The 24,367-nt window shown below is 74.0% G+C and carries 25 protein-coding genes and 1 pseudogene; 9 read left to right on the top strand and 17 right to left on the bottom strand.

Features of this window, described 5'->3' with window-relative positions; translation table 11 throughout:
- Window positions 1–74 precede the first annotated feature (74 nt).
- The 4 genes and pseudogenes from ACIRQY_RS25855 to ACIRQY_RS25840 all read right to left on the bottom strand — a co-directional run.
- On the bottom strand, window positions 75–764 hold the full coding sequence (locus ACIRQY_RS25855) for a TetR family transcriptional regulator (RefSeq protein ID WP_403929784.1): 690 nt from the start codon (window positions 762–764) through the stop codon (window positions 75–77).
- A gap of 214 nt (window positions 765–978) precedes the next feature.
- Window positions 979–1,887: a DMT family transporter gene (locus ACIRQY_RS25850; protein ID WP_351788795.1), complete on the bottom strand. Its 909-nt coding sequence runs from the start codon at window positions 1,885–1,887 to the stop codon at window positions 979–981.
- A 104-nt stretch (window positions 1,888–1,991) separates the two neighbouring features.
- Window positions 1,992–2,687: an ArsR/SmtB family transcription factor gene (locus tag ACIRQY_RS25845; protein WP_403929781.1), complete on the bottom strand. Its 696-nt coding sequence runs from the start codon at window positions 2,685–2,687 to the stop codon at window positions 1,992–1,994.
- Between the two features lie 186 nt (window positions 2,688–2,873).
- Window positions 2,874–3,545 (bottom strand): annotated as a pseudogene (locus ACIRQY_RS25840) (TetR/AcrR family transcriptional regulator); the annotation flags it as partial.
- Between the two features lie 58 nt (window positions 3,546–3,603).
- Between ACIRQY_RS25840 and ACIRQY_RS25835 the strand changes: the two are divergent.
- From ACIRQY_RS25835 to ACIRQY_RS25825, 3 genes are all read left to right on the top strand, one after another.
- Window positions 3,604–4,755, top strand: a complete 1,152-nt coding sequence (locus ACIRQY_RS25835) for an acyl-CoA dehydrogenase family protein (RefSeq protein ID WP_403929778.1) — start codon at window positions 3,604–3,606, stop codon at window positions 4,753–4,755.
- Window positions 4,756–4,825: 70 nt separating this feature from the next.
- Window positions 4,826–5,113, top strand: a complete 288-nt coding sequence (locus ACIRQY_RS25830) for a YiaA/YiaB family inner membrane protein (RefSeq protein WP_351788788.1) — start codon at window positions 4,826–4,828, stop codon at window positions 5,111–5,113.
- A gap of 160 nt (window positions 5,114–5,273) precedes the next feature.
- Window positions 5,274–5,900: a TetR/AcrR family transcriptional regulator gene (locus ACIRQY_RS25825; RefSeq protein ID WP_403929774.1), complete on the top strand. Its 627-nt coding sequence runs from the start codon at window positions 5,274–5,276 to the stop codon at window positions 5,898–5,900.
- On the opposite strand, the gene ACIRQY_RS25820 is transcribed toward ACIRQY_RS25825, so the two are convergent.
- Window positions 5,891–6,352, bottom strand: coding sequence for a MaoC family dehydratase (locus ACIRQY_RS25820; protein WP_351788782.1), 462 nt, complete (start codon window positions 6,350–6,352; stop codon window positions 5,891–5,893). The genes ACIRQY_RS25825 and ACIRQY_RS25820 overlap by 10 nt on opposite strands.
- A gap of 134 nt (window positions 6,353–6,486) precedes the next feature.
- On the opposite strand from ACIRQY_RS25820, the gene soxR reads away from it, so the two are divergent.
- Window positions 6,487–6,978 carry a redox-sensitive transcriptional activator SoxR gene (gene soxR / locus ACIRQY_RS25815; RefSeq protein WP_351788779.1) on the top strand — a complete coding sequence of 164 codons (492 nt, stop codon included), beginning with the start codon at window positions 6,487–6,489 and terminating at the stop codon, window positions 6,976–6,978.
- A gap of 260 nt (window positions 6,979–7,238) precedes the next feature.
- Here the strand turns inward: soxR and ACIRQY_RS25810 are convergent, their stop codons facing one another.
- The 4 genes from ACIRQY_RS25810 to ACIRQY_RS25795 all read right to left on the bottom strand — a co-directional run bounded on the left by ACIRQY_RS25810 (window position 7,239) and on the right by ACIRQY_RS25795 (window position 12,391).
- A complete protein-coding gene (locus tag ACIRQY_RS25810) occupies window positions 7,239–7,850 on the bottom strand; it encodes a hypothetical protein (RefSeq protein ID WP_351788776.1) in 612 nt (203 codons plus the stop codon).
- Window positions 7,851–8,224: 374 nt separating this feature from the next.
- Window positions 8,225–9,520, bottom strand: a complete 1,296-nt coding sequence (locus ACIRQY_RS25805; protein WP_403929963.1) for a serine-threonine protein kinase — start codon at window positions 9,518–9,520, stop codon at window positions 8,225–8,227.
- 175 nt (window positions 9,521–9,695) lie between these two features.
- Window positions 9,696–11,039, bottom strand: coding sequence for an erythromycin esterase family protein (locus ACIRQY_RS25800; protein WP_403929769.1), 1,344 nt, complete (start codon window positions 11,037–11,039; stop codon window positions 9,696–9,698).
- 74 nt (window positions 11,040–11,113) lie between these two features.
- Complete coding sequence (locus ACIRQY_RS25795) at window positions 11,114–12,391, bottom strand: exo-beta-N-acetylmuramidase NamZ domain-containing protein (RefSeq protein WP_403929766.1); 1,278 nt, start codon at window positions 12,389–12,391, stop codon at window positions 11,114–11,116.
- Window positions 12,392–12,729: 338 nt separating this feature from the next.
- Between ACIRQY_RS25795 and ACIRQY_RS25790 the strand changes: the two genes are divergently transcribed.
- Together ACIRQY_RS25790 and ACIRQY_RS25785 are read left to right on the top strand one after the other, a co-directional pair.
- Window positions 12,730–13,566: an SDR family oxidoreductase gene (locus ACIRQY_RS25790; protein ID WP_403929763.1), complete on the top strand. Its 837-nt coding sequence runs from the start codon at window positions 12,730–12,732 to the stop codon at window positions 13,564–13,566.
- Window positions 13,567–13,684: 118 nt separating this feature from the next.
- Window positions 13,685–14,278, top strand: coding sequence for a TetR/AcrR family transcriptional regulator (locus ACIRQY_RS25785; protein WP_351788765.1), 594 nt, complete (start codon window positions 13,685–13,687; stop codon window positions 14,276–14,278).
- Between the two features lie 152 nt (window positions 14,279–14,430).
- Here ACIRQY_RS25785 and ACIRQY_RS25780 read toward each other — a convergent pair whose 3' ends face one another.
- The 3 genes from ACIRQY_RS25780 to ACIRQY_RS25770 all read right to left on the bottom strand — a co-directional run bounded on the left by ACIRQY_RS25780 (window position 14,431) and on the right by ACIRQY_RS25770 (window position 17,771).
- Window positions 14,431–15,645: an acyl-CoA dehydrogenase family protein gene (locus tag ACIRQY_RS25780; RefSeq protein ID WP_403929759.1), complete on the bottom strand. Its 1,215-nt coding sequence runs from the start codon at window positions 15,643–15,645 to the stop codon at window positions 14,431–14,433.
- Window positions 15,646–15,651: 6 nt separating this feature from the next.
- Window positions 15,652–16,674 (bottom strand): phosphotransferase, encoded by a 1,023-nt coding sequence (locus tag ACIRQY_RS25775; protein WP_403929755.1) that lies wholly within the window; start codon window positions 16,672–16,674, stop codon window positions 15,652–15,654.
- A gap of 185 nt (window positions 16,675–16,859) precedes the next feature.
- Window positions 16,860–17,771, bottom strand: coding sequence for an MBL fold metallo-hydrolase (locus ACIRQY_RS25770; protein WP_351788757.1), 912 nt, complete (start codon window positions 17,769–17,771; stop codon window positions 16,860–16,862).
- 251 nt (window positions 17,772–18,022) lie between these two features.
- Here ACIRQY_RS25770 and ACIRQY_RS25765 point away from each other — a divergent pair, with 251 nt between their 5' ends.
- Window positions 18,023–18,904, top strand: a complete 882-nt coding sequence (locus ACIRQY_RS25765) for an isocitrate lyase/PEP mutase family protein (protein WP_351788754.1) — start codon at window positions 18,023–18,025, stop codon at window positions 18,902–18,904.
- Window positions 18,901–19,155, top strand: a complete 255-nt coding sequence (locus tag ACIRQY_RS25760) for a hypothetical protein (RefSeq protein ID WP_403929751.1) — start codon at window positions 18,901–18,903, stop codon at window positions 19,153–19,155. Before ACIRQY_RS25765 ends, ACIRQY_RS25760 begins: the two co-directional genes overlap by 4 nt.
- Window positions 19,156–19,315: 160 nt before the next feature.
- Here ACIRQY_RS25760 and ACIRQY_RS25755 read toward each other — a convergent pair whose 3' ends face one another.
- From ACIRQY_RS25755 to ACIRQY_RS25735, 5 genes are all read right to left on the bottom strand, one after another.
- The gene (locus ACIRQY_RS25755; RefSeq protein WP_403929960.1) at window positions 19,316–19,639 is read right to left on the bottom strand and encodes a DUF202 domain-containing protein; all 324 of its coding nucleotides are present in this window, start codon (window positions 19,637–19,639) and stop codon (window positions 19,316–19,318) included.
- 143 nt (window positions 19,640–19,782) lie between these two features.
- Window positions 19,783–20,178, bottom strand: coding sequence for a DUF202 domain-containing protein (locus ACIRQY_RS25750; protein WP_351788746.1), 396 nt, complete (start codon window positions 20,176–20,178; stop codon window positions 19,783–19,785).
- 43 nt (window positions 20,179–20,221) lie between these two features.
- A complete protein-coding gene (locus ACIRQY_RS25745) occupies window positions 20,222–20,737 on the bottom strand; it encodes an NUDIX domain-containing protein (RefSeq protein WP_403929748.1) in 516 nt (171 codons plus the stop codon).
- A gap of 86 nt (window positions 20,738–20,823) precedes the next feature.
- A complete protein-coding gene (locus ACIRQY_RS25740) occupies window positions 20,824–21,588 on the bottom strand; it encodes a glucose 1-dehydrogenase (RefSeq protein ID WP_403929745.1) in 765 nt (254 codons plus the stop codon).
- Window positions 21,585–22,235 (bottom strand): TetR/AcrR family transcriptional regulator, encoded by a 651-nt coding sequence (locus tag ACIRQY_RS25735; RefSeq protein ID WP_403929743.1) that lies wholly within the window; start codon window positions 22,233–22,235, stop codon window positions 21,585–21,587. The genes ACIRQY_RS25740 and ACIRQY_RS25735 overlap by 4 nt, the downstream gene beginning before the upstream one ends.
- 93 nt (window positions 22,236–22,328) lie before the next feature.
- Here ACIRQY_RS25735 and ACIRQY_RS25730 point away from each other — a divergent pair, with 93 nt between their 5' ends.
- Window positions 22,329–23,984, top strand: coding sequence for an FAD-binding dehydrogenase (locus ACIRQY_RS25730; RefSeq protein ID WP_403929740.1), 1,656 nt, complete (start codon window positions 22,329–22,331; stop codon window positions 23,982–23,984).
- The last annotated feature ends 383 nt before the right edge of the window (window positions 23,985–24,367 follow it).

The following is a 24,367-nucleotide window of genomic DNA, read 5'->3' as shown; positions in this document are numbered from 1 at the left end:
GCGCGGGGCAGGCCGGTGGCGCGCCACCGGGCCGGGGCGTCCGGCGGACGGGCCCCGGCCCGGTGGGGGCGGGATCAGACGCCGTGGCGCCGGACGGTCGGCTGCTGCACCAGGCCCGGGAGGATCAACTCCCAGATGCGGGCGAGCCGTTGCTCGGCGGGGCCCGGCAGCGCACCGCTCTCGGTGGCACACCGGGGTTCCCGGGACTCCTCCGCGGGCCAGGTCTCCTCGACCCGCACGTCCGGCGAGCGCATCTCCAGCTCCACCCCGGTGATCACGTACCCGATGAGCGCCGCGACCGCCGTCGCGTCCACCCCGGGCCGCAGTGCCTTCTCCGCCGCCGCGAACCGTGCGAGCCGCGCCACCTCGCGCCGCCAGGGGCACTCCCTGGACTCCCCCGGGCCGGTCGACTGCAGTTCGCGCGTCAGCCGTTCGCCCGCCCGCGCGGTCGGGTCCGTCTCGAAGAGCCGGATCAGCGCGTGCGTCGCGATCACCAGTTTGTCGATCGCGGTGCCGCCCACGCCCTCCGTCGACAGGCACGCCGACTCGACCGTGACGCGGGTGACCGCGCGGGCCCGCCCCCGTACCTCCGTCGCCAGGTCCGCCTTCGTCGCGAAGTGGAAGACCAGGGCTCCCGTGGTGACCCGCGCCTCGCCCGCGATCCGGGCCAGCGAGGCCCGTTCGTACCCCAGTCCGTCGAAGACCCGGGCGGCCGCCGACAGGATCTCCCGTCTCGTCCGCTCGGCCCGCTGCTGAATCGCCATGAGCTCCCCCGTCGGCTTGCGAGAAGGTGCCGGAGCGTCATGTTCCGGCCCGCGCCTGTGACCGTCTCGAAACTATCCGGCCGGGAGGCCGCGAAACGTGGCCTCCCGGCAGTCGGGCCGAAACCGGGGCTTGACGCGCGCCCGCCCTCCTGGTGAGGGATGCTTCCTCGCCACCGCCCGGCCGTGAAGTGTCCGGAACCAGGCGTATGGCCTGTCAGGTGGATCCGGCCGTTCCGGTGTCCGGAGAGGCCTTCGGGCGTGACCGGGAAACGGCCACGCCCGCCAGGCACAACGCGCCCCCGACGAGCGTCAGCGGCCCCGGCAGCTCCCCCAGGAAGCCCCACGCCATCAGCACGACCAGAGCGGGTACGGCGTACGTCGTCGCGCCCATCCGCCCGGCGGTCGTACGGGCCAGGGCGTAGGCCCAGGTGGTGAACGCGAGAGCGGTCGGGAAGACCCCCAGATAGACCATGTTCAGGGTGGCCGTCCACGGGGCCGTCGCCGCCTCCCGGACCAGCTGCCCGGCGAACGGCAGACAGGCCACCGCGCCCACCAGGCACCCGAACGCGGTCACCTGGAGCGCGCTGCCGTGCGCGAGGGCGGGCTTCTGCGCCACGACCCCGCCCGCGTACGCCACCGCGGCGAGCAGGCACAGCAGCACCCCGAGCGGTGAGGCGTGTCCGGCGGAACCGGATGTGGACAGGCCGACGGTCACCGCGCCCGCGAAGGACACCGCCATGCCCGCGAGCAGCCGGGGCGGCAGCGACTCCCGCAGGAAGCGGGCGCCGAGCAGGGCGATCAGGATCGGGCCGATGTTGACCACCATCGCCGCCGTGCCCGCGTCGACCTCCTGCTCACCCCAGTTGAGCGCCACCATGTACACGCCGAACCAGAGCAGCCCCGAGATCACGATCCCCGGCCACGCGGCCCGGGGCGGGAGACCCTCCCGGCGGATCAGGAGGAAGGCCCCGAGGACCAGGGCGCCGGTGAGCAGCCGCCCGAGCGCCAGCGCGCCGGGGGAGTAGGCGGTGCCCGCGCTGCGGATGGAGACGAAGGCGGACGCCCACAGGACGACCGTGACGCAGGCGGCGGCGACCGCCGGACGCGAGGTTGGCTTCTGCATGCCCCCGACGCTATGCGGCGGACGTTTCGGCGCCCGCCGCACTGTCGTGGGGACACGGCCGGGGCGGTGTCCGCCGGGCTCCGGGAAGGATGCCCCGGCCCGGGTCAGCGCAGGGATTCCGGGGCGATGCCCAGGGACGCCCGGAGCGCGCGCTCGCCCTCCTCGGTCACCCGTACGGCCCGCTCGGACCCGATCCGTACGCACCACCCGGCGTCGAGCGCGTGCGCGCACAGTGCGGCGCCCGCGAGCCCGGCCAGGTGCGGCCGCCGCTCGGTCCAGTCGAGGCAGCCGCGCGCGAGGGGTCTGCGCCCCCGGTCCTCCAGCGGGACGCCGAGCCCGTCGTACCAGGCCAGACCACGGTCGGTGAGGGCGAACCCGGTGTCCTGGCGGAGGAGTCCGCGACCGGTCATCGCCTCCGTGATCGTGATGCCGAGGCGCCCGGCGAGGTGGTCGTAGCAGGTCCGGCCCCTGGCCATGGCCCGTCCGGCGTTCGCCGCCCGCAGCGAACGGGGCGGTGGGGGAACGGCCGGTTCGGAGCGGGCGGCGAGGTCCTCGACGAGGTGCGCGACCCCGGGGTCGGCGAGGCGGACGTACCGGTGGCGGCCCTGCCGCTCCTCGGTGAGCACCCCGCCGCCGACCAGTCTGCCGAGGTGTTCGCTGGTGGTGGAGGGGGCCACGCCCGCGTGCCGGGCGAGTTCGCCGGCCGTCCAGGCCCGGCCGTCGAGGAGCGCGAGGAGGAACGCGGCGCGGGTCTCGTCCGCGAAGAGCGCCGCGAGCGCGGCGAGGTCACTGGCAGCCATGGTCCCAGGCTGCCGCACTCACCCTTCGGCCGCCGCCGAAACGTCCGGACGGGGACCACCCGGGCCGGAATCGACCGGGCCGGAATCGACCGAACCTGGACCGTCCGGGCCCGAACCGTCCGCAGAGGAACCGCCCTGCCCCGGACCGCCCCGCCCCGGACCGTCCGGGGCCGGGCCCTCGCCGTCCCGTCCCGTGCGCGGCTCCCCGGCCTCGAACCTGGCCTCGTACTGGAGCCTGAGACCGTCGAGCAGGGCCCGCAGGCCCGTGTCGAAGGCGCCCTGGTCCACCTTCTGGCGGTGTTCCGCGAGGAGGTGGGCCCGGCCCAGGTGGGGGTAGGCCGCCGGGTCGTACGCCGTCTCGTCGTCGACGAACCCGCCCGCGAAGGAGCCGAGCGCGGAGCCGGTGACGAAGTACCGCATGAGCGCGCCGATCGAGGTGGCCTGGGCCGGGGGCCAGCCCGCCCGGACCATCGCGCCGAAGACCGCGTCGGCCACCCGCAGGCCCGCCGGGCGGCGGCCGGGGCCCCGGGCGAGCACCGGCACGATGTGGGGATGGTCGGCCAGGGCGGCGCGGTAGGACACCGCCCAGTCGCGCAGCGCCGTCAGCCAGTCGCGGCCGTCGTCCTCGTCGAACATCGACAGGTCGACCTTGGCGCTGACCGCGTCGGCGACCGCGTCGAGGATCTCGTCCTTGGTGCGGAAGTGGTTGTAGAGCGAGGGCCCGCTCACCCCGAGCCCGGCCGCGAGCCGCCGGGTGGAGAGCGCGGCGAGACCCTCCGCGTCCACCAGCGCGCCCGCCGTCTCGATGATGCGGTCTCGGCTGAGCAGGGGCTTGCGCGGTCGGGCCATGGCGCACATAGTAGGCCCGGACATCAAAAACTAGCAGTGGTAATTAATGGTGGGCGGGGTGGGCGCGGTGGATCTGGCACTCAGTGGGGAACAGGAGGCCGTGCGGCGGCTCGCCGAGGAGTTCGTCGCCCGCGAGATCGCCCCGCACGCCGTCGCCTGGGACCGCGCGGAGGAGGTCGACCGGGCGATCGTGCGGAAGCTCGGCGCGGTCGGCTTCCTCGGGCTCACCGTCCCCGAGGAGTACGGCGGTTCCGGCGGCGACCACCTCGCCTACTGCCTGGTGACCGAGGAGCTGGGGCGCGGCGACTCCTCCGTGCGCGGGATCGTCTCCGTCTCCCTCGGGCTGGTCGCCAAGACGATCGCCGCCTGGGGCGACGAGGAGCAGAAGCGCGCCTGGCTGCCCCGGCTCGCCTCCGGCGAGGCGCTCGGCTGCTTCGGTCTCACCGAACCCGGCACCGGCTCGGACGCGGGGAACCTCACCACCCGCGCGGTCCGCGACGGCGGCGACTACGTCATCGACGGCACCAAGATGTTCATCACCAACGGCACCTGGGCCGATGTCGTCCTGCTCTTCGCGCGGACCGGGGCTGCCCCCGGCCACAAGGGCGTCTCCGCCTTCCTGGTCCCCGCGGACGCCCCCGGACTCACCCGCCGTCCGGTCCACGGCAAGCTCGGGCTGCGCGGCCAGGCCACCGCCGAGCTGGTCCTGGAGGGCGTCCGGGTCCCCGCCTCCGCCCTGCTCGGCCCCGAGGGGAAGGGCTTCTCCGTCGCCATGTCCGCCCTCACCAAGGGGCGCATGTCGGTCGCGGCGGGCTGTGTCGGCATCGCGCAGGCGGCCCTCGACGCCGCCGTGCGGTACGCGGGGGAGCGCGAGCAGTTCGGCAAGCCCATCGCCTCGTACCAGCTGGTGCAGGAGCTGATCAGCGACATCTCCGTCGACGTGGCGGCGGCCCGGCTGCTGACCTGGCGGGTCGCCGATCTGATCGACCGGGGCCAGGACTTCGCCACCGCCGCCTCCCAGGCGAAGCTGTACGCCTCCGAGGCGGCCGTCCGCGCCGCGAACAACGCCCTCCAGGTGTTCGGCGGCTACGGCTACATCGACGAGTACCCGGTCGGGAAACTGCTGCGCGACGCCCGGGTGATGACCCTGTACGAGGGCACCAGCCAGATCCAGAAGCTCATCATCGGACGGGCCCTGACGGGCGTCTCGGCCTTCTGAGTACCGGGGGCGCCCACCTGAGTAGCCGGACGGATGTGGCACCCGCCACATCCGTCCGATGCTGGGCGGCATGAGCGACACACCGGTCAAGCAGCAGAACACCGCCGCCTACTACGCGCAGGCCGTCATCTCCTTCGGGATCGCCATCGCGGCGGTGGCGATCGGCGTCTACCAGCTCGACGCGAGCGCCTGGGTGCGGGCCTTCCTCGCCGTCTCGGTCCTCTACCTCACGACCTCGGCGTTCACGCTCGCCAAGGTCGTACGGGACCGCCAGGAGGCGGGGCAGATCGTCAGCCGGGTGGACCAGGCGCGCCTGGAGAAGCTCCTGGCGGAGCACGACCCCTTCCAGAAGCTCTGACCCGCGGCTCCGCACGCGGCCTTGCACGCGGAGCCCGCCCGGGGGAGCCCGCCCTGGGAAGACCGCCTTTGAGGTGCCCACTTCACGGACCGCCTCTAAGCGCTTGCTCAGGTTCGTTGTATGGTGTTCGTCCTGACAGGGTCCGAGAAGGAGCAGTGGGATGAGCACGGCGGAGGAGACTCCCGGGGGCGAGGACGTGTCCTGGGGCGAGGTCACGCCCGAGGCGGCCCGTCGGCTGCTCGTGGCCGCCGTCGAGGCCTTCGCCGAGCGCGGCTACCACGCCACCACCACCCGGGACATCGCGGGCCGCGCCGGGATGAGCCCCGCCGCGCTCTACATCCACTACAAGACGAAGGAAGAGCTGCTCCACCGGATCAGCCGGATCGGGCACGACAAGGCCCTGGAGATCCTCCGGGCCGCCGCCGACGGGGAGGGCACCGCCGCCGAGCGGCTCGCCGGCGCCGTCCGCTCCTTCGTCCGCTGGCACGCCGAGCGGCACGCCACCGCGCGGGTCGTCCAGTACGAGCTGGACGCCCTCGGTCCCGAGCACCGCGCCGAGATCGTGGAACTGCGCCGGGAGTCCGACGCGGCGGTGCGCGGGATCATCGCCGAGGGCGTCGCGGCGGGCGAGTTCGACGTGCCGGACGTGCCGGGCACCACGGTCGCCGTGCTGTCGCTGTGCATCGACGTCTCCCGCTGGTTCACCACCCAGGGGCGCCGGACGCCCGACGAGGTCGGCGCGCTCTACGCCGACCTCGTGCTGCGGATGGTCGGCGGTCAGAAGTAGTAGCGCGAGACCGACTCGGCGACACAGACCGGCTTCTGCGCGCCCTCGCGCTCCACGGTCACCCGCGCCGTCACCTGGACGCCGCCGCCCGCCTCCGTGACCTCCGTCAGGACGGCGGTGGCGCGCAGCCGTGAGCCGACCGGCACCGGGGAGGGGAACCGCACCTTCTCGGTGCCGTAGTTGATGCCCATCCGCATGCCCTCCACGGACATCACCTGCGGGACGAGGGCGGGCAGCAGCGAGAGCGTCAGATAGCCGTGCGCGATGGTCGCGCCGAACGGCCCGGCCGCGGCCCGCTCCGGGTCCACGTGGATCCACTGGTGGTCGCCGGTGGCCTCGGCGAAGAGGTCGATGCGCTTCTGGTCGATCTCCAGCCAGTCGCTGTGCCCCAGTTGCTCGCCGACCCCCGCGCGCAGCTCCTCGGCGGAGGTGAAGATCCTCGGCTCGGCCATGTCCCTGCTCCCTCTCGTACCTCGCGTCCCGCCCTCCCGGCTCCCCGGCGGCGGCTCCCGGTCGCGCTGTCCAAGCGCTTGCTCAGCATGTGGGGCAGGGGATGCGGTGTCAACGGACCAGTAGGGTGCACCGGGTGCCGCAGATTCCAGAGAAGATCCACGAGCTCACGGTCGGCCAGCTCTCCGCCCGTAGCGGGGCGGCCGTCTCCGCCCTCCACTTCTACGAGGCGAAGGGGCTCATCAGCAGCCGCCGCACCTCGGGCAACCAGCGCCGCTACGGCCGAGACACTCTCCGCAGGGTCGCCTTCGTGCGGGCCGCGCAGCGGGTCGGCATCCCGCTCGCCACGATCCGTGACGCGCTCGCCCGGCTCCCCGAGGAGCGCACCCCCACCAACGAGGACTGGGCCCGGCTCTCCGTCGCCTGGCGTGCCGAACTCGACGAACGCATACAGCAGTTGGGTCGGCTCCGCGACCACCTGACGGACTGCATCGGCTGCGGCTGTCTGTCCCTGGAGACCTGCGTCCTGTCCAACCCCGACGACGTCTTCGGCGGGCGGATCGCGGGTTCCCTCCTCTTCGGGGTCAGCCACCCCGCACCGGCCACCCCGGAATCCCCGGGCGACTGAGGCAGGTTCCTTCCCTCCGCCGCGACCGTGACCGCGACTTCCGCCGCGCCCCGGTCGCGCACGGGACCGACCGCGCGGTGCGGGAGCGACGCGGCCTCTGCCGGGTGTACGGGCGCGCGGGCGTGCTTCCCGCGCTCCGGCCGTCACCGACCGCGCCGCAGGGCGCGGCGAGCGCCTCGACGGCCTCGCACGGTGGGCGGGTCCCCCGTTCCCCCGTGCCCGTCCGGACGGATCTGGAGCGGTGCGTTCACCGCCCCGGTTCACGCGGCGGAGGCCAGCGTGTGGTCCTGCCTCCTGGCCCGTGCCAGCGCCCCCGGGGTCAGCACCGCGCGGGGCACGTCCACCCCGCAGTCCCCGCACACCGGGCCCAGCCTCGGCTCGTACGGGTCGGTGGGGGCGGCCCAGGCGACGCGGGGCCCCGCGCACACCGGACAGTCCTCGCCCGGCTCGCCCTCCAGGGCGGTGACGAGCCGCCGCAGCACCTCGGGCAGCGGGGCCGAGGGGTGCACGGACGGGTCGCCGCACCGGACCACCCCGTTGCCGCCCCAGACCCGCCGGTGCCAGTCGTCCAGGGCCCCGAGCCGCCGGAGCCCCTCCTGCTTCTCGCGCCGCCGCCGGGCGGCGAACCCCTCCTCGTACGCGAGCCACACGGCCCGCGCCTCCTCCAGTTCGTCGAGCGCGGCCGTCAGCCGCCCAGGGTCGAGCTCCCGGTCCTCGGGACCGAACCCGTGCCTGCGGCACAGATGGTCCCACGTGGCCCGGTGCCCGTACGGCGCGAACCGCTCCAGGCACTTGCGCAGGGAGTACCTGCGCAGCGCGGTGTCGCACCCCGGATCGCGCACCTGTCTCGCGAGACTCCGGAAACCGGCCATCCCTCGCCACCTCCGTCGCTGGTCCTTCCGCGGTATCAGAGGGACGAACGAGCGGCCCCCGGTGTTCCATCGGAATTCGGATGGCAGGCATCAGCGAGGCGGGAGAGACGGAAGGGAACCAGCAGAACCAGGGCGTCCGGTGCGCTTCCGCCCCTGGCCACCGCGCCGGATCCCCGTGCCCGGACCCCGGCGCCGACTCCCTTTCCCAGCTCGCTCTCCCGGCTCGCTCCCGACGCCCGACGCCCGACGCCTGACGCCCGACGCCCGACGCCTGACGCCCGACGCCCGACGTCCAACGCTCGACGCTCAACGCCTGCCCCCGTACCGCCGACTCCCGCCACCCCGGCGACCCCTCCCGTGCTCCCGGGTCTCCGCTACCGGCCCGCCCCCGCCGCCGACACCACCACCCGGGCCAGCTCCGCATGGCGTATGTCCGCGTGCGAGCGGACCACCTCCGCCGCGTCCACGCTCACGCACCCCGACCCCGGCACCCCCTCGCGCAGCACCCGCGCCAGCGTCCGCTCCGCCGTCCCCGGGACGGCCCGCACCCCGTCGTGCCCGATCGCCCCCCAGCGCGGGTCGTCCACGCCCGGCAGCCGCCCTGCGCCGGAGAGGGCCGCGCCGGGCGCCCCGGCGGCGACTCCGGCCGGGGAAGGACCGGGCACCCCGACGGCGGCGGCCAGCGACGCGGACTCGTCCGCGAGCCGGGACGCCAGCGGGTACATCACCCCCAGCGCCGTGTCGTGCCGCGAGTAGCAGGCCACCACCGGCCCCCGCACCCGCGACCGGACGTCCCACAGCGCGCCGGAGCGCCGGGGATCGTGCGGGAGCCGCTCCGCGAACGCGTAGTGGGAGAAGGCGCCCTGGAGGAGCGTCACCGAGGCCACCGGCCGCGCCCCCGGCGGCAGCCCCTTCAGCGCGTACGCGACGAGCCGGGCGCCCATGCTGTGGCCGACGAGGTGCACCCGCAGTCCGGGCGCGGCACGGGCCACCTCGCCGAGCAGCGGACCGAGCCCGAACTCGCCGACCCGGCCCGCCCGTTGCCGCATCAGGTAGTACGTGGTCTGCCGCAGCGCCTCCCGCGCGCCCCGCCAGTACGCCCCGAGGCCCACCCGGAACCCCTCCGGCTCCGGGCCCGCCCCGCCCCGCCCGCACGCGTCGAGCGCGGCGGTGAACAGCGCGCACGTCTCCACCGGGTCCGCGAGCAGGAACCCGGGGACCCGCGCCGCGGGTCCGGCCGCGCCCTCGGCGCCCTCCCCGGGCGGCACGTCCGCGAACTCCCGCAGCAGCGCCCCGAACCGGGCGAACGCGGCCTCGTCCGGAGCGGCCGCCACCAGCAGGTCCGTGATCCGGTCGAGGACCTGCTCCTTCTCCGGCAGAACGGTCACCAGGGCCCGGTAGTCCGGGGCCGGTTCGCCGCTGAACATCATGGACGGCCAGATCAGGCCCGCGTACCCCACCTCCGCCCCCGGCGCGAGCAGCTCCGGGAAGGGGGCGAAGAAGTCGGAGCAGAGCCGGGTGGCGCCCGACGGCGAGCTGTTCCACCCGTGCGCGAACACGATCAGGTCGCCGACCCCCTGCCGGGCGAGCGAGGCGAGGGCGCCGGCCTGCCCGGCGGGACCGTCACCCTCCTTGTCGAAGACGAGCTCCCGGTACGGCTCCACACTCATTCCGGTCACGGGGCGACCGTCCCTCCGCGTCGAGGGGGCCGTCGCGCCCTGCGCGCGGTGCGCGGGCGGCGGCTTCCCCGGCGAGCATTCCCGTGCCGGGCCCCGGTCAGACCTGGACGGTGTCCGGAAAGCGCCGCCGGAGCCGAAAGGTGCCCGGGGGCGGTGGCGGGCCCGCTCAGCGCAGTCGCGCCGCCGTGACCCGGGGGAAGTGGACCAGGAGGTCGTACGAGGTGGCGAGCCGGACCGGGACGAGGTCGCCGGGCCAGGGGTACGCGGTCCCGATGTTCCGGGTCGGCCGGTGGACGCCGAGCCAGTCGCGCGCCGCCGGGCCTGCGCGCCGCAGGTCCAGGTAGAAGGCGCCGGGCGAGACGCGGTCCAGGACGGCGGAGGTGCTGTCCGGTCCCAGCGGGCCGACCGTGAAGGACCGGAGGGGTTCGCCGGGGACCCCGATCTCGTGCGCGTTGAAGGAGCCCTGTCCGAAGGAGGCGCCGACGCTGACGTAGCCGTCGCCGAGGGCGTCGCGGAGGAAGGCGCCCTGGAGCCTCGGGTACTGCTCCGGCGCGGTGGTCTCGTAGCCGACGTGCCCGTTGTGCGCGGAGAGCACCATGCGGTCGCCGGTCCGCCGCTGCCACCAGACCGTGTTCTCGGCCATGGTCCGGTCCCGGTAGAGCATCGCCGCCGCGATCCCCTCGTCGGTCCCGAAGTCGTGCGCCATCTCGGTGCCGACCTGGGCGATGGCCCGCGCGTGCTGGACCGCCCAGGCGTCGGCCTCGCGTGCGCCGGGGTCCGTGGCCGGGCGGCGGCGCTCCAGGAGTGCCAGCGCCCCGTTCACCTCGGCGGCCATCCGCCGCCGCTCCGGAAGGGGCCTCGCCATGTACCCCTTCATCCAGCTCTCGACGCTCCCGGTGGGCCGCGACGCCCGGTACAGCTCCCGGAGCCGGGGGAGGAGCGCCGGATCGGTACGGGCCACGTGGGAGGTCACGGCGTCGAAGAGGTTCCGGCCCGCGTACCCCAGATCGTTGCCCATGAAGCGGACCTGGTGCCCCGGATGGAGCTGGTTGTGCCGCCGCATCCAGCGGAACAGGTCGAGGTACTCCTCGGTGTTCCACAGACGGTACGACTCCTGGAACTCGTCCCGCATGATCGCCCGGATGTCCCCCCGGCCGGTGCGCACCCAGGTGTCGACGAGCAGCCCGGTCGACCAGTTGGCCTCCAGGGCGAAGGTGGTGAAGCCCCGCCGCTCCACCAGGTGTTCGAAGATCCGGTGCTTGGCGGTGAAGAACTCGGCCGAGCTGTGCGTGGCCTCGCCGACACCGACGACCCTGGCCGAGCCGATCATCCGGTCGAGCGGTGCCAGATCGGTGAACGGCACCGCCGTACGGGCGAGTTCGCGCGCCGGGTCGGGACCGGCCGGGGGACCGGCCGCCCCGGCGGCGGGCGTCAGGGCGCCGAGGCAGGCGGCGACCAGCAGCCCGACGAGGGGGAGCCGACGGCGCAGGGTGAGGGTGGTGGGCTTCATGGGGACAGCCTGGTCGCCGCACCGGCCGGGCGACATCCCGCCGTCCCCCGGCCGTCGGCGGGGGACAACCCCCGTCAGCGGTAGAGCAGGTGCTCCTTCCGCAGCGCCCGGAACGCGCCCAGGTCCGCCCCCCAGGCGCCCGTCACCTCGTCGACGCCCGCCCCCGCGTCGATCAGGGTCCGCACCCGGGCCGAGCCGGTCAGCTTGTCGATCCAGTGGTCCGGCCGCCAGGCGAAGCCGGACCAGGAGGCGCGGGCGGTGACGAGGAGCCCGATGCCGGTCCGCACCGGGTCGAACGACTCCCGGTCGTGGACGTGCAGCTGGACCCCGCCCACGGTCCTGCCCTGGAACTTGGAGAAGGTCGGCGCGAAGTACGCCTCGCGGAAGTGGACCCCGGGCAGCCCCAGGGCGTTCGCGGCCTGCGCCCACCGGCGGTCCACGCCCTCGGCGCCGAGCAGTTCGAACGGGCGGGTGGTGCCCCGGCCCTCCGAGAGGTTCGTCCCCTCGAAGAGACAGGTGCCGGAGTAGACGAGTGCGGTCTCCGGGGTCGGCATGTTGGGGCTCGGGGGCACCCAGGGCAGCCCGCAGGCGTCGAAGAAGTCCGTGCGCCGCCACCCCGTCATCCGTACGGTCTCCAGGTCGACCGGTGTGGTCAGGAACTCGGCGGCGAAGAGCCGGGCCAGCTCCGCCACGGTCATCCCGTGCGCCTGCGCGATCGGCTCGCGCCCCACGAAGGTGGCGAACGCCCGGTCCAGGACGGGGCCGAGCGCCGCCCGGCCGGTCACCGGGTTCGGCCGGTCGAGGACCACGAACCGCTTCCCGGCGAGCGCGGCGGCGGCCATGCAGTCGTACAGCGTCCAGATGTAGGTGTAGAAGCGGGCGCCGACGTCCTGGATGTCGAAGACGACGGTGTCCACGCCGGAGGCGGTGAAGACGTCCGCGAGCGGCTGCCCGCTCTTCAGATAGGTGTCGTGGACGGGCAGCCCGGTCGCCGGATCGTCGTACCGGCCCTCCGAACCGCCCGCCTGGGCCGTGCCCCGGAAACCGTGCTCGGGGCCGAAGACGGCGGTCAGCTCCACCCGGTCGTCGGCGTGCATCACGTCCACCACGTGCCGGGCGTCGGCGGTGATCCCGGTGGGGTTGGTGACGATGCCGACGCGCTCCCCGGCGAGCAGCGCGTACCCGTCGGCGGCCAGCCGGTCGAAGCCCGTCCGCACCCGGCCGCGCCCCGGGGACCGGCCCGTCGCGGGGGCGGCCGGAGCCGCGGCGGCGGTGGCGGCGGCCGGGGCGGTGGCGGCCACCGCCCCGAGGGCGCCCCCGGCGGCCAGCAGACTCCGTCGCGTCAGACCCATGCGCAGACCTCCTCGTTCGCCGCCCCCGGCCGGGGTGCGTGACATGGGCACGCACGCTAGCGCTCCCGGCGCCACCGGGGAACGAGGCGTGCGGGACCGGGCGTGCGGGACCGGGCGTGCGGGACCGAGAGGGCGGGACCGAGAGGGCGGACCGGGCGCGTGGACCGGATGTGCGGGATCGGGCGTGCGGACCGGACGTGCGGGACCGGGAGGGCGGGTCCTCCCGTTCGCCGCCGCTCCTCTCGCCGCCGCTCCCGCTCCGGCCCCTTCCCCCATGACATACCGACCGGTTAGTCTGCCGTCCGGAAGGCCGGGGCCGTCACGTCGACGAGGTGGACATGAGCGGGGACACGAGCACGGACACGGATACGAGCACGGATACGAGCACGGACACGGGCGGGAGCACGGGCGTCGGCGCCGTCCGGGGCGCCGGAGTCGTCGTCACCGGGGCGGGCGGCGGCATCGGCGCCGCCCTCGCCCGCAGGTTCGCCGCCGAGGGGGCCAGGGTCGTCGTCAACGACCTCGACCCCGCCCGGCTGAAGGCCATCGCGGAGGAGACCGGCGCCCTCGCGGTCCCCGGCGACGCCTCCGCCGTCGTCGAGGAGGCCCGCGAGGCCCTCGGCGGCACCGTCGACATCTGGTGCGCCAACGCCGGACTCTCCTCGCCCGGTGACGCCTTCGCCGACGAGGACGTCTGGGCCGCGGCCTGGGACGTCAACGTGATGGCGCACGTCCGCGCCGCCCGCGCCCTCCTCCCCGCCTGGCTGGAGCGCGGCAGCGGCCGGTTCGTCTCCACGGTCTCCGCCGCCGGGCTGCTCACCATGATCGGCGCGGCCCCCTACAGCGTCTCCAAGCACGGCGCGTACGCCTTCGCCGAATGGCTCTCGCTCACCTACCGGCACCGGGGCCTCTCCGTCCACGCGATCTGCCCGCAGGGCGTCCGCACCGACATGCTCACCGCCGCCGGATCGGCCGGGGAGCTCGTCCTCGCGCCCACCGCGATCGAGCCCGAAGCCGTCGCCGACGCCCTCCTCGACGCCGTCGCCGCCGACCGCTTCCTCGTCCTGCCCCACCCCGAGGTCGCCGGGTACTACCGCAACCGGGCCACCGACCCCGAGCGCTGGCTCAGCACGATGAACCACCTCCAGCGCACCTGGGAGAGCGGCCCCCGCTGACCGCGCCCGGGCGCCCGCCGGGCCTCGGCGGACGTCCCGGGCCCCGGTGGATGGGAAGATCTACCGGGCGGGGAGAAGTCCCCCGGCCGAGAACGATCATCAGGAAAGGCGGCGGAGCATGGCCAGGACGACGGACGACAGCGGTACGCCCGTCCCCCAGAGGCTCCTCGCCGCCGCCACCCGGCTCTTCGCGGAGCGGGGGTACGACCGGACCTCCGTCCAGGAGATCGTGGAGGCCGCCGGGGTCACCAAGGGCGCCCTCTACCACTACTTCGGTTCCAAGGAGGACCTCCTCCAGGAGGTCTACGCCCGGGTCCTGCGCCTCCAGCAGGAACGGCTCGACGCCCACGCGGACGCCGACGCGCCCGTCGAGGACCGGCTGCGTACCGCCGCCGCCGACGTCGTCGTCACCACCATCGAGAACCTCGACGACGCCGCCATCTTCTTCCGCTCGATGCACCACCTCAGCCCCGAGAAGAACAAGCAGGTACGGGCCGAGCGCCGCCGCTACCACGAGCGCTTCCGGGCCCTGGTCGAGGAGGGCCAGCGCACCGGGGTGTTCTCCGCGGCGACCCCCGCCGACCTCGTGGTCGACTACCACTTCGGCTCCGTGCACCATCTGTCCACCTGGTACCGCCCCGACGGCCCCCTCGGCCCCGGACAGGTCGCCGACCACCTCGCCGACCTGCTGCTGAGGGCCCTCCGGCCCTGAGGTACGCGCGCCCCGAGGCCTCCCCGGCCCCGGAGCCCCGCACCCGCCGGAACCCCTCAGGTCACCAGGCCCCTCAGGCCCGCCCCGCCCCGAGGCTCCTCGGGCCCCGGTGGGACGGGCCCTCCGAAGGCCCGTCCCGCCCGGTCCGCCGCCTACCGGTACTTCCTCAGCTCATGCCGTGCCAGCGACCGCTGGTGCACCTCGTCCGGGCCGTCCGCGAGCCGCAGCGTCCGGGCCGCCGCCCACAGCTCGGCCAGCGGGAAGTCCTGCGAGACCCCGCCCGCGCCGTGCGCCTGCACGGCCTTGTCGATGATGTCGACGACCGCGCGCGGAGTCGCGATCTTGATGGCCTGGATCTCGGTGTGCGCACCCCGGTTGCCGACGGTGTCCATGAGCCAGGCGGTCTTCAGGACGAGGAGCCGCAGCTGCTCGATCGTCACCCGGGCGTCCGCGATCCAGTTCCGCACCACGCCCTGCTGGGCCAGCGGCTTCCCGAAGGCGGTACGGGAGACCACGCGCCGACAGGTCAGTTCCAGGGCCCGCTCGGCCATGCCGATGAGCCGCATGCAGTGGTGGATGCGGCCGGGGCCGAGCCTGGCCTGCGCGATGGCGAAACCGCCGCCCTCCTCGCCGATGAGGTGCGAGGCGGGGACGCGGACGCCGTCGAAGAGCACCTCGGCGTGGCCGCCGTGGGAGTGGTCCTCGTACCCGTACACCCGCATCGCGCGCCGGACCTCGACGCCCGGGGTGTCGCGCGGCACCAGGACCATCGACTGCTGGCGGCGCGGGTCGGCGCCGTCGGGATCGGTCTTGCCCATGACGACGAAGATCCGGCAGTCGGGGTTCATCGCCCCGGAGATGTACCACTTGCGGCCGTCGACGACGTACGAGTCGCCGTCCCGCCGGATGCGGGTCTCGATGTTCGTGGCGTCCGAGGACGCGACCTCGGGTTCGGTCATCGCGAAGGCCGAGCGGATCTCGCCCGAGAGCAGCGGCTCCAGCCACCGCTTCCGCTGCTCCTCGTCGCCGAACTGGGCGAGCAGCTCCATGTTCCCGGTGTCCGGGGCGGCGCAGTTGAGGGCGGTGGGGGCCAGCTGCGGGCTGCGGCCGGTGATCTCGGCGAGCGGCGCGTACTGGAGGTTGGTCAGACCGGCTCCGTAGGCGCTGTCGGGGAGGAAGAGGTTCCAGAGCCCCTGCCGCCTGGCCTCGGCCTTGAGCTCCTCGACGACCGGCGGGGTGTCCCAGGGCGAGGCGAGCAGGGCGCGCTGCTCCCCGGCGGTCCGCTCGGCCGGGTACACGTACGCGTCCATGAAGGCGAGGAGCCTCGCGCGGAGTTCCTCGGTGCGCGCGTCGTGGGCGAAGTCCATGGCGGGTCAGCCTTCCTGGAGGGTGGTCAGGCCGTGCTCGATGAAGACGGGGACGAGTTCGCCGATGCGGTCGAAGCCCGCGCCGACCGTCTGCCCGAGGGTCCAGCGGTAGTGGATGCCCTCCAGGATCACGGCGAGCTTGAACCAGGCGAAGGCCGTGTACCAGGAGAGGGCGGAGGTGTCGCGGCCGGACCGGGCTGCGTAGCGCTCGACCAGCTCGGCGGCGCTCGGGTGGCCGGGGGCCGTGGCGGTGCTGGAGAGGGGGGAGTCCGGCAGGTCGAGCGGGGTGCTGTACATGACCAGCAGGCCCAGATCGGTGAGCGGGTCGCCGAGGGTGGACATCTCCCAGTCGAGGACGGCCCGGACGCGGTCGTCGGCGCCGACGAGGACGTTGTCGAGGCGGTAGTCGCCGTGGATCACGGTGGGCGGCGGTGAGACGGGCAGCGCCCGGCCGAGGGCGGCGTGCAGCTCCTCGATCCCCGGCAGTTCACGGCCGCGCGAGGCGTCGAGCTGCTTGCCCCAGCGGCGCAGCTGCCGGTCGAGGAAGCCCTCGGGGCGCCCGAAGTCGCCGAGCCCGACGGCGCCGGGGTCCACGGAGTGCAGGCCGACGAGGGTGTCGACGAGGCCGAGGACGGTGGCGCGGGTGCGCCCGGGGCCGAGCGGGGCGAGTTCGCCGGCCGAACGGTACGGGGTCCCGTCGACGAACTCCATGACGTAGAACGGCGCTCCGAGCACCGACTCGTCCTCGCAGAGCAGCAGGGTCCGGGGGACGGGGACGTCCGTGGTGTGCAGGGCGCTGATGACGCGGTGCTCGCGCCGCATGTCGTGGGCGGTGGCGAGGACATGACCGAGCGGCGGACGGCGGACGACCCAGCGGCCGGTGCCGTCGGTGACGGTGTACGTCAGGTTCGAGCGCCCGCCCTGGATCAGCCCGGCTTCGAGGGGGCCGGTCACCAGGCCGGGCCGTTCCGCGTCGAGGAAGCGGCGCAGCCGCTCGGGGTCGAGACCTGGCGGCGGGGCGGAACTCATGGGCTACCTCCGGATCGGCTGCGGTCGCCGCCCATGATGACCGACCAGTCGGTATGTCGTCCAGAGGGGCCCGCGGGGCGCCCTCCGGGCGCGGGAGGGAACCGAAGCCCCCGCAGGTCCCGCGCCCGCCTCCTCGTCCCCCTCCCCATCCCCCGTACGGGCTCCCCGCGAGGCTCGGGCGCGGCTCAGGCGTGGCAGGCCACCGGCACTCCGCCGTTCATCGCCGCCATGTCGCCGAAGACCGCCACCGGGTCCAGCGGCGAGCCCTCCGGAAGGCCCGCCAGCTCCGCGTACGCCCGGTGCAGGTTCGCCACCAGGCGCTCGCTCTCCCGCCAGACGGCGAACTCGCCCAGATCCGCGCGCCGGGCCGTCTCCAGCGGCGTCGCCCCGCGCGCGTGCCCCTCCGCCGCCAGCTCCCGCACCCAGCGCAGATACCGCTCGGTCGAGTCGTACGCCGAGGGGTCGGTCACCCGGCCGTGCCCCGGCACCACCGTCGGCGCGTCCAGCGACCGCAGCAGGTCGAGGGCGCGCAGCGACCCCGTCAGCGAACCCATCGGCAGGAACGGCGTCCCGCCCTGGAAGACCAGGTCGCCGGTGAACACCACGCCCTGTTCGGGAAGGTGCACGACGGAGTCGCCCGTGGTGTGCGCGGGCCCCGGGTGGATCAGCCGCACCTCGGTGTCGCCGACGTACAGCGTGAGCCGGTCCCGGTAGGTGACCGACGGCGGCAGGATCTCGACCTTCCCGAAGTCCGTCCGCGGCCACAGCAGATGCAGCTGGTGCCCGGCCTCCAGCTGTTCGGCCCGGCAGTTCTCGTGCCCCACGATCCGTGCCTCCGGCATGAACACCCCGTTGCCGTAGGTGTGGTCGCCGTGGTGGTGGGTCGAGACGACGGTGCGGGGCAGCGGCAGGCCCTCGGCGAGGACCGCCTCGCGGAGCAGTCGGGCCCGGCGCTCGGTGGCGGCGGTGTCGACGAGCAGCGACTCCCGCGCGTCGCCGAGGAATCCGGCGTTGTTCAGGCACCAGCCCCCGTCGGGCTGGACGAAGGCGTGCACGTGCGGTGCGAGCGTGACCACGTAGGGGTCGGTCGCGGACAAGGGGTTCCCTCCGTTCGGAGTCCAACTGGACAGAGGAAGACTGTCAGTTGGAGAGGGCGTCGCGGAGCCCGGGTCCACCGTCGGCAGTGACGTTTCTGTGGTGAATGCGCTGAGCCTGGAGAGTGAGTAAAGCGTTCGCATGGTGAAGTTCAACGACTTCCCACGAAATCATCAGGTTTAGGCAAGGGGTTGTCGTGTCGTGACGGCCCCGACGCTTTTTCTGCTTTCCCGAGAAGACCAGGAGTGGGACGTTGAGCGACGCACGTCACGAGAGCTACGGAACCAAACTGCGCGAGCGGATCGCCGCGCCCGGCACGACCCCGCTGATCGGCGTGTTCGACATGTACTCGGCGTCCGTCGCCGCCGACCACTACGACGGGATGTTCGTCTCCGGGTTCGGCTTCTCCGCCTCGTACTACGGACTGCCGGACGTCGGCTTCATCGCCTGGCCGGACATGGTCGGGTTCGTGCAGCGGCTCCGGGGCGCGTTCCCGAAGCAGCACCTGCTCGTGGACATCGACGACGGCTACGTCGACCCCGAGGTGGCCTGCCACGTCGTGGAGGGCCTGGAGCGGATCGGGGCCTCGGGGGTGATCCTGGAGGACCAGAAGCGCCCGCGCCGGTGCGGGCACGCGGACGGGAAGCAGGTGCTGCCGCTGGACGAGTACCTGAACAAGCTGGAGATGGTCCTCGCGACCCGCCGGGACATGGTCGTCGTGGCCCGTACGGACGCGACCGACGAGGAGGAGATCCTCCACCGGGCCAAGTGCCTGGCCGCGACCGAAGCCGACGTGGTCCTGGTCGACGGCGTGCGGAACGTGGAGTGGATCAAGCGCATCCGTGAGGTCGTCGGCGACAAGCCGCTGCTCTTCAACCAGATCGCGGGCGGCAAGTCCCCCCGGCTCTCGCTCGCCGAACTCTCCGAGCTGGGCGTGGACGTGGCGATCTACAGCACCCCCTGCCTCTTCGCCGCGCACCAGGCCATGGACTCGGCGCTCACCGAGCTGAAGCGGGCGGACGGGCGGCTGCCGTCCTTCGATCCCGCCGCCAGCATCGGGGTGGCCGCGTCGACCCGCCTCCTGGAGCGGAACATCGCCCGCCGCCACGAGGCCCCCCAGGCGGTGGGGGTGTGAAGCGGGCGGTCCCGCTCAGAGCCCTCGGTCTCGCCGTGGCGCTGCTCGCGGCCGCCACCGGGCCCGCCGTCGCCGGCGGCAGCCTGATCACCGTCATCGACAACTCCGAGGCCGACTCGATCCTTGAGGTCGACCGGGCGGCCAACGTCCAGTACGGCGGCAGCGGAACCGTCGGCAGCGACCACGACGGCAGCGCGGTCGATGCGATCGAGGCCCTGATGGGGGTCGTCGAGGGCGACGACGAGGACTGACGCCCCAGGACGCACGGACACGCAGATGCGCGGACGCGGGGAAGGTGAGGACGCGCGGACACGGGGACGGCCGGACACCGGGAGAGGGTGTCCGGCCGTCCGCGCGTCCGGTCCGCGCGTCCCGTCCGCGCGTCCCCTACGGGTCCGGGCGCCGGGGGCCTCACCAGATCATCGCCGCGCCGAACACCGCGAGCGAGACCGTGATGAGCGCCGTGAGCCAGGCCCCCCGGTACGACAGCGGGTCCGGCCGGGCCGCGCTCAGGGACCGGATGCGGCGGTGGGCGACGGCCAGGAAGGCGATCCACACCAGCGCCGACAGCGCGAACCCCGCCACCCCCAGCGGGGTGGTCCCGTCCCGGACGCCCAGTCTGACCGCGAGCACCGCGACCACGGTGCAGGACAGCGTCGTGCGCCGCCAGGCGAGCCGGGTCCGCTCCGGCTGGAGCCCCGGATCACGGAGTGACTCGACCGGCGGCCGGAGCAGTGGACGGTGAGGGGTTCCGGCGGGCGGGAGCCCGTGATCGTGGGGGTCCCCGGCGGGCGGGAGCGCCGGACGGTGAGGGTTCCCGGCGGGCGGGCGTCCGCGATCGGGAGGGTCCCCGGCGGGCCGCCCGTCACCGGCGTCCGTCACCGCCCCGCCCAGCCGAAGAGCACGACCACCACCATCGTGAGCGCCACCACGGCCACCACCAGGCTCAGGACCGCGGGGAAGCGGGAGCCGGGCAGGTCCTCGCCGCGCCGCATGGCCCGCTCGCAGCGCACCCAGTGGTTCACCGCGCGCAGCGCGCACAGCACCCCGGCGGCGAGCAGCGCCAGCGCGAGCCCGACCCGGACGCCCCACCGCAGGTCCGGCAGGAACTGGTCCACCGCGAAACCGCCGCCGACCAGGGCGAGCGCGGTCCGTATCCAGGCCAGGAAGGTCCGTTCGTTGGCGAGGGAGAAACGGTAGTCGGGCGTCTCCCCCTCGTCCCGGACGCGCTGCGGCGCGAACCACAGCCGCAGACTCCGCACAAAATCGCTCACATGTGCACCCTAACGGCCGGATGCCCGGCCCGCCCGGGTGGTCTCAGCCCGCCGGGCGGGCCTGGAGACGCTCGTACGCGGCGAGCCCGTCCGGCACCCACGACCAGGTCCTGAGCCGGGCGGACAGCTCCTCGTCGGTGAGGAAGCCGTGCCAGGCGACCTCCTCGGCCTGCGGCTCCACCGGCAGCTCGCACCGCACCTCGTAGACCGCCGACCACCACTTCCCGGCCACGCCCCCGGAGTCGTACAGGAAGGTGAGGACGTGCTCGGGCCGGGGCAGGCCCCGTACGCCGAGTTCCTCCTCGGCCTCGCGCAGGGCGGCCTCGTCGTAGGACTCGCCCGCTCCGACCACCCCGCCGACGAACATGTCGTACAGGGAGGGGAAGACCAGCTTCGTCGGTGTCCTGCGGTGCACGAAGACCTGGCCCCCGGCGTCCCTGACCCGGACGAAGACACAGCGGTGGATCAGCCCCCGTGCGTACACCTCACCGCGCGGGGCCCGGCCGATCACCCGGTCGTGCTCGTCGACGACGTCGAGGATCTCTTCAGCGGCGCTCATGCCGCCATCCAAGCAAACCCGCCGGGCCCACCGGACCCCGAGTCAACCCGAGTCACCCCGAGTCGTCCCGAGGCGCCCGACCGGCCTCACTGGCCCATGACGTACTTGACCGTCGGACCGGTGGTCCAGCCGCCGTCGACCGCCAGCTCCGCGCCCGTCACGTACGAGGCGGCGTCCGAGAGCAGGAAGACGACCGCGCCCGCGATCTCGTCGGCCTCGCCGACCCGGCCCATCGGCGTGTTCGGGTAGTTGCCCTCGCCCTGCTGGATGCCCACGGCGGCGGTCATCGGCGTGTACGTCATGCCCGGGTGGACGGAGTTCACCCGGATCTTCGACGTGCCCAGCTCCACCGCGCCGATCTTCGTCAGACCCCGGACGCCCCACTTGGAGGCGCCGTACCCGGCGGTCAGCGCCAGACCCATGAGGCCCGCGGCCGAGGAGATGTTGACGATCGAACCGCCCCCGGCCTCCCGCATCGCCGGGACCGCGGCCTTCATGCCGATGAAGACACCGGTCAGATTGATGTCGAGGACCTTGCGGAAGTGCTCGACGGACTCGGTCTCCAGGAGCGTGCCCGTGGAGATGCCCGCGTTGTTCACCAGACCGTGCAGCCCGCCGAACTCCGCCACCGCGTACGCGACGGCCGCCGTCCACTCCTCCTCGGAGCTCACGTCGTGGTGGAAGAAGCGGGCCTGTTCGCCGAGCGCCTCGGCGGTCGCCCGGCCCTCCTCGTCCAGGACGTCGGTGACGACGACGTTCGCCCCCGCGGCGACCGCCTGACGGGCGGCCTCGGCGCCGAGACCACGGGCTCCGCCGGTGATGAGCACGGTCCGGCCGGTGAGGTCGTTCATGGAAGTTCCTTTCGGTGGTGCGCCTGCTCCGGCTGTGCCGCGCGCAGCAGGGCGGTGGTGGTCTCCACCAGGTCGGCCAGGAAGAGCGCCTCTCCGGTGAGGGGTTCGATGCCGTCGAGGTACTGCCGGGCCCGGTCCGCGAGCGCCGCGCCCACCACGGTCAGTGCCAGGTCGAGGCGCTCCAGGAGCAGCGGCCCCGGCAGCCCGTCGGCGCCCAGCCGGTCGGCGATCCGCTCGATCAGACGCCAGTAGGCGGTGCCCGCGAGGGTGGGGTGCGGAGTGCGGGCACGGATTCCGCTCTCGTGGCTGAGCTGCGCCGAGATCCGCAGACAGCGCCGCCCCCGCTCGGTCCGCAGCTCGCTCGCCTCGGCGGTGACGAGGGCCCCGACCAGGGCGCGCGTCTCGTCCTCGGCGGCGGCGAGCAGCGGGGCGAGCACCTCTTCCGTACGGGCCTGGCGGCCCGCCATCACCGCGTCGAGGAGCCCGGCGCGGGAGCCGAAGTGGTACTGCACGGCGGACGGATTGGCCTGTCCGGCCAGCGCCACCACGTCCCGCAGCTGTGCGCCGTGGACTCCTCGGGCCGCGAAGATCTCCTCCGCCGCCCGGATCAGTCTGTCCCGGGTCCCGGGTCCGGATGTCCTCGCCATGCGTTCATGTTAATGCTCGGCATTAGAAAGCGGGAGGGCCGGGGTCGGTCCGGACGGTTGACTCGATACATCCGTGTATCCAAGATGCGGTCCATGTCCTACGACGCTGATGTGATCGTGATCGGAGCCGGTCTCGCCGGACTCGTCGCCACCGCCGAACTGGTCGACGCGGGCCGCACCGTGATCCTCCTCGACCAGGAACCCGAACAGTCCCTCGGCGGCCAGGCCCACTGGTCCTTCGGCGGCCTCTTCCTCGTCGACTCGCCCGAGCAGCGCCGGATGCGGGTGAAGGACAGCCATGCCCTCGCCCTCCAGGACTGGTACGGCACCGCGGGCTTCGACCGCGCCGAGGACCACTGGCCCCGGAAGTGGGCCGAGGCCTACGTCGACTTCGCCTCGGGCGAGAAGCGCGCCTGGCTCCACGCGCGCGGGGTGCGCTTCTTCCCCGTCGTCGGCTGGGCCGAGCGCGGCGGCTACGACGCCAACGGCCACGGCAACTCCGTCCCCCGCTTCCACATCACCTGGGGTACGGGCCCCGGTCTCGTCGCCCCCTTCGAGCGAAAGGTCCGGGAGGGCGCCGCCCGGGGTCTCGTCCGCTTCCGCTTCCGCCACCGGGTCACCGCCCTCGGCCGTACCGCCGGAGCCGTCGACACCGTCTCCGGCGAGATCCTGGAACCCTCCGCCGCCGCCCGGGGCACCGCCAGCACCCGTACGGTCACCGGAACCTTCACACTGCGCGCCCAGGCGGTGATCGTCACCTCCGGCGGCATCGGCGGCAACCACGACCTGGTCCGCGCCCAGTGGCCCGACCGGCTCGGCACCCCGCCCGCCCGACTGCTCTCCGGGGTCCCCGCCCACGTCGACGGACTGATGCTCGGCGTCGCGGAGAAGGCGGGCGCCCGGCACGTCAACCGCGACCGGATGTGGCACTACACCGAGGGCATCGAGAACTGGAACCCGGTCTGGGCCCGGCACGGCATCCGCATCCTGCCCGGACCGTCCTCCCTCTGGCTGGACGCGACCGGCAGACGGCTGCCCGTCCCGCTCTTCCCCGGCTTCGACACCCTCGGCACCCTCGAGCACATCATGCGGAGCGGGTACGACCACACCTGGTTCGTCCTGGACAAGAAGATCATCGGCAAGGAGTTCGCCCTCTCCGGCTCCGAACAGAACCCCGACCTCACCGGCAGGTCGATCCGTGACGTCCTGGGCCGGGCCCGCGCCGACGTGCCGGGTCCCGTGAAGGCGTTCATGGACAAGGGCGTCGACTTCGTCGTCGAGGACGACCTCTCCGCCCTCGTCCGGGGCATGAACCGGATCACCGGCGAGGACCTGATCGACGAGACCGCGCTGCGCCGCGAGATCACCGCCCGCGACCGGGAGATCGCCAACCCCTTCACCAAGGACCTCCAGGTCACGGCGATCCGGGGCGCCCGCAGATACCTGGGCGACAAGCTCATCCGTACGGCCGCCCCGCACCGCGTCCTCGACCCCGCTGCGGGCCCGCTGATCGCCGTCCGCCTCAGCATCCTGACCCGCAAGTCGCTCGGCGGCCTGGAGACCGACCTGGACTCCCGGGTCCTGACGGACGGCGGGGGACCCCTGGAGGGCGTGTACGCGGCGGGCGAGGCGGCCGGGTTCGGCGGCGGCGGCGTCCACGGCTACCGCTCCCTGGAGGGCACCTTCCTCGGCGGCTGCGTCTTCTCGGGCCGGGCGGCGGGCCGCGCGGCGGCGAGGGCGGTGGGCTGAGACGTACCGCCGGGGCGCGGGTCCGAGACGCGGGTCCGGGGATGGGGATACGGGTCTGAGGGTGCGAGTCTGATCCGTCGCACCCGAGGCCCGTGCCCTGTCCCGCCCCCAGGCCCCGCTCGGGGCCCCCGCCACTCCGTCCGCGCTCCCCGGCGGCGCCACCACCCGGAACCGTTCCACCACCGGCATCGTCCCGTCGTCCGCCGTGAAGGCCGGGTCGCCCAGGGCCTCCCGCATCTCCCCGAGGAGGAAGGGCTTGAGCGACTGAGGGCCGGGGGGGGGGGGCGGGGGGGGGGCCGGGGCCCGGCCCCCCCCCGGGCCCGGGGGCCCCCCGGGGACCACACCCCCCCCCCGCGCCCCCCCAAAAACAGTCCCCCCACCCC

This window comes from Streptomyces sp. NPDC101490 (assembly GCF_044767145.1).
In the GTDB taxonomy this organism is placed as follows: domain Bacteria; phylum Actinomycetota; class Actinomycetes; order Streptomycetales; family Streptomycetaceae; genus Streptomyces.
The sequence above is the reverse complement of the archived record's forward strand: the minus strand, read 5'-3'. Positions and strand labels throughout refer to the sequence as shown.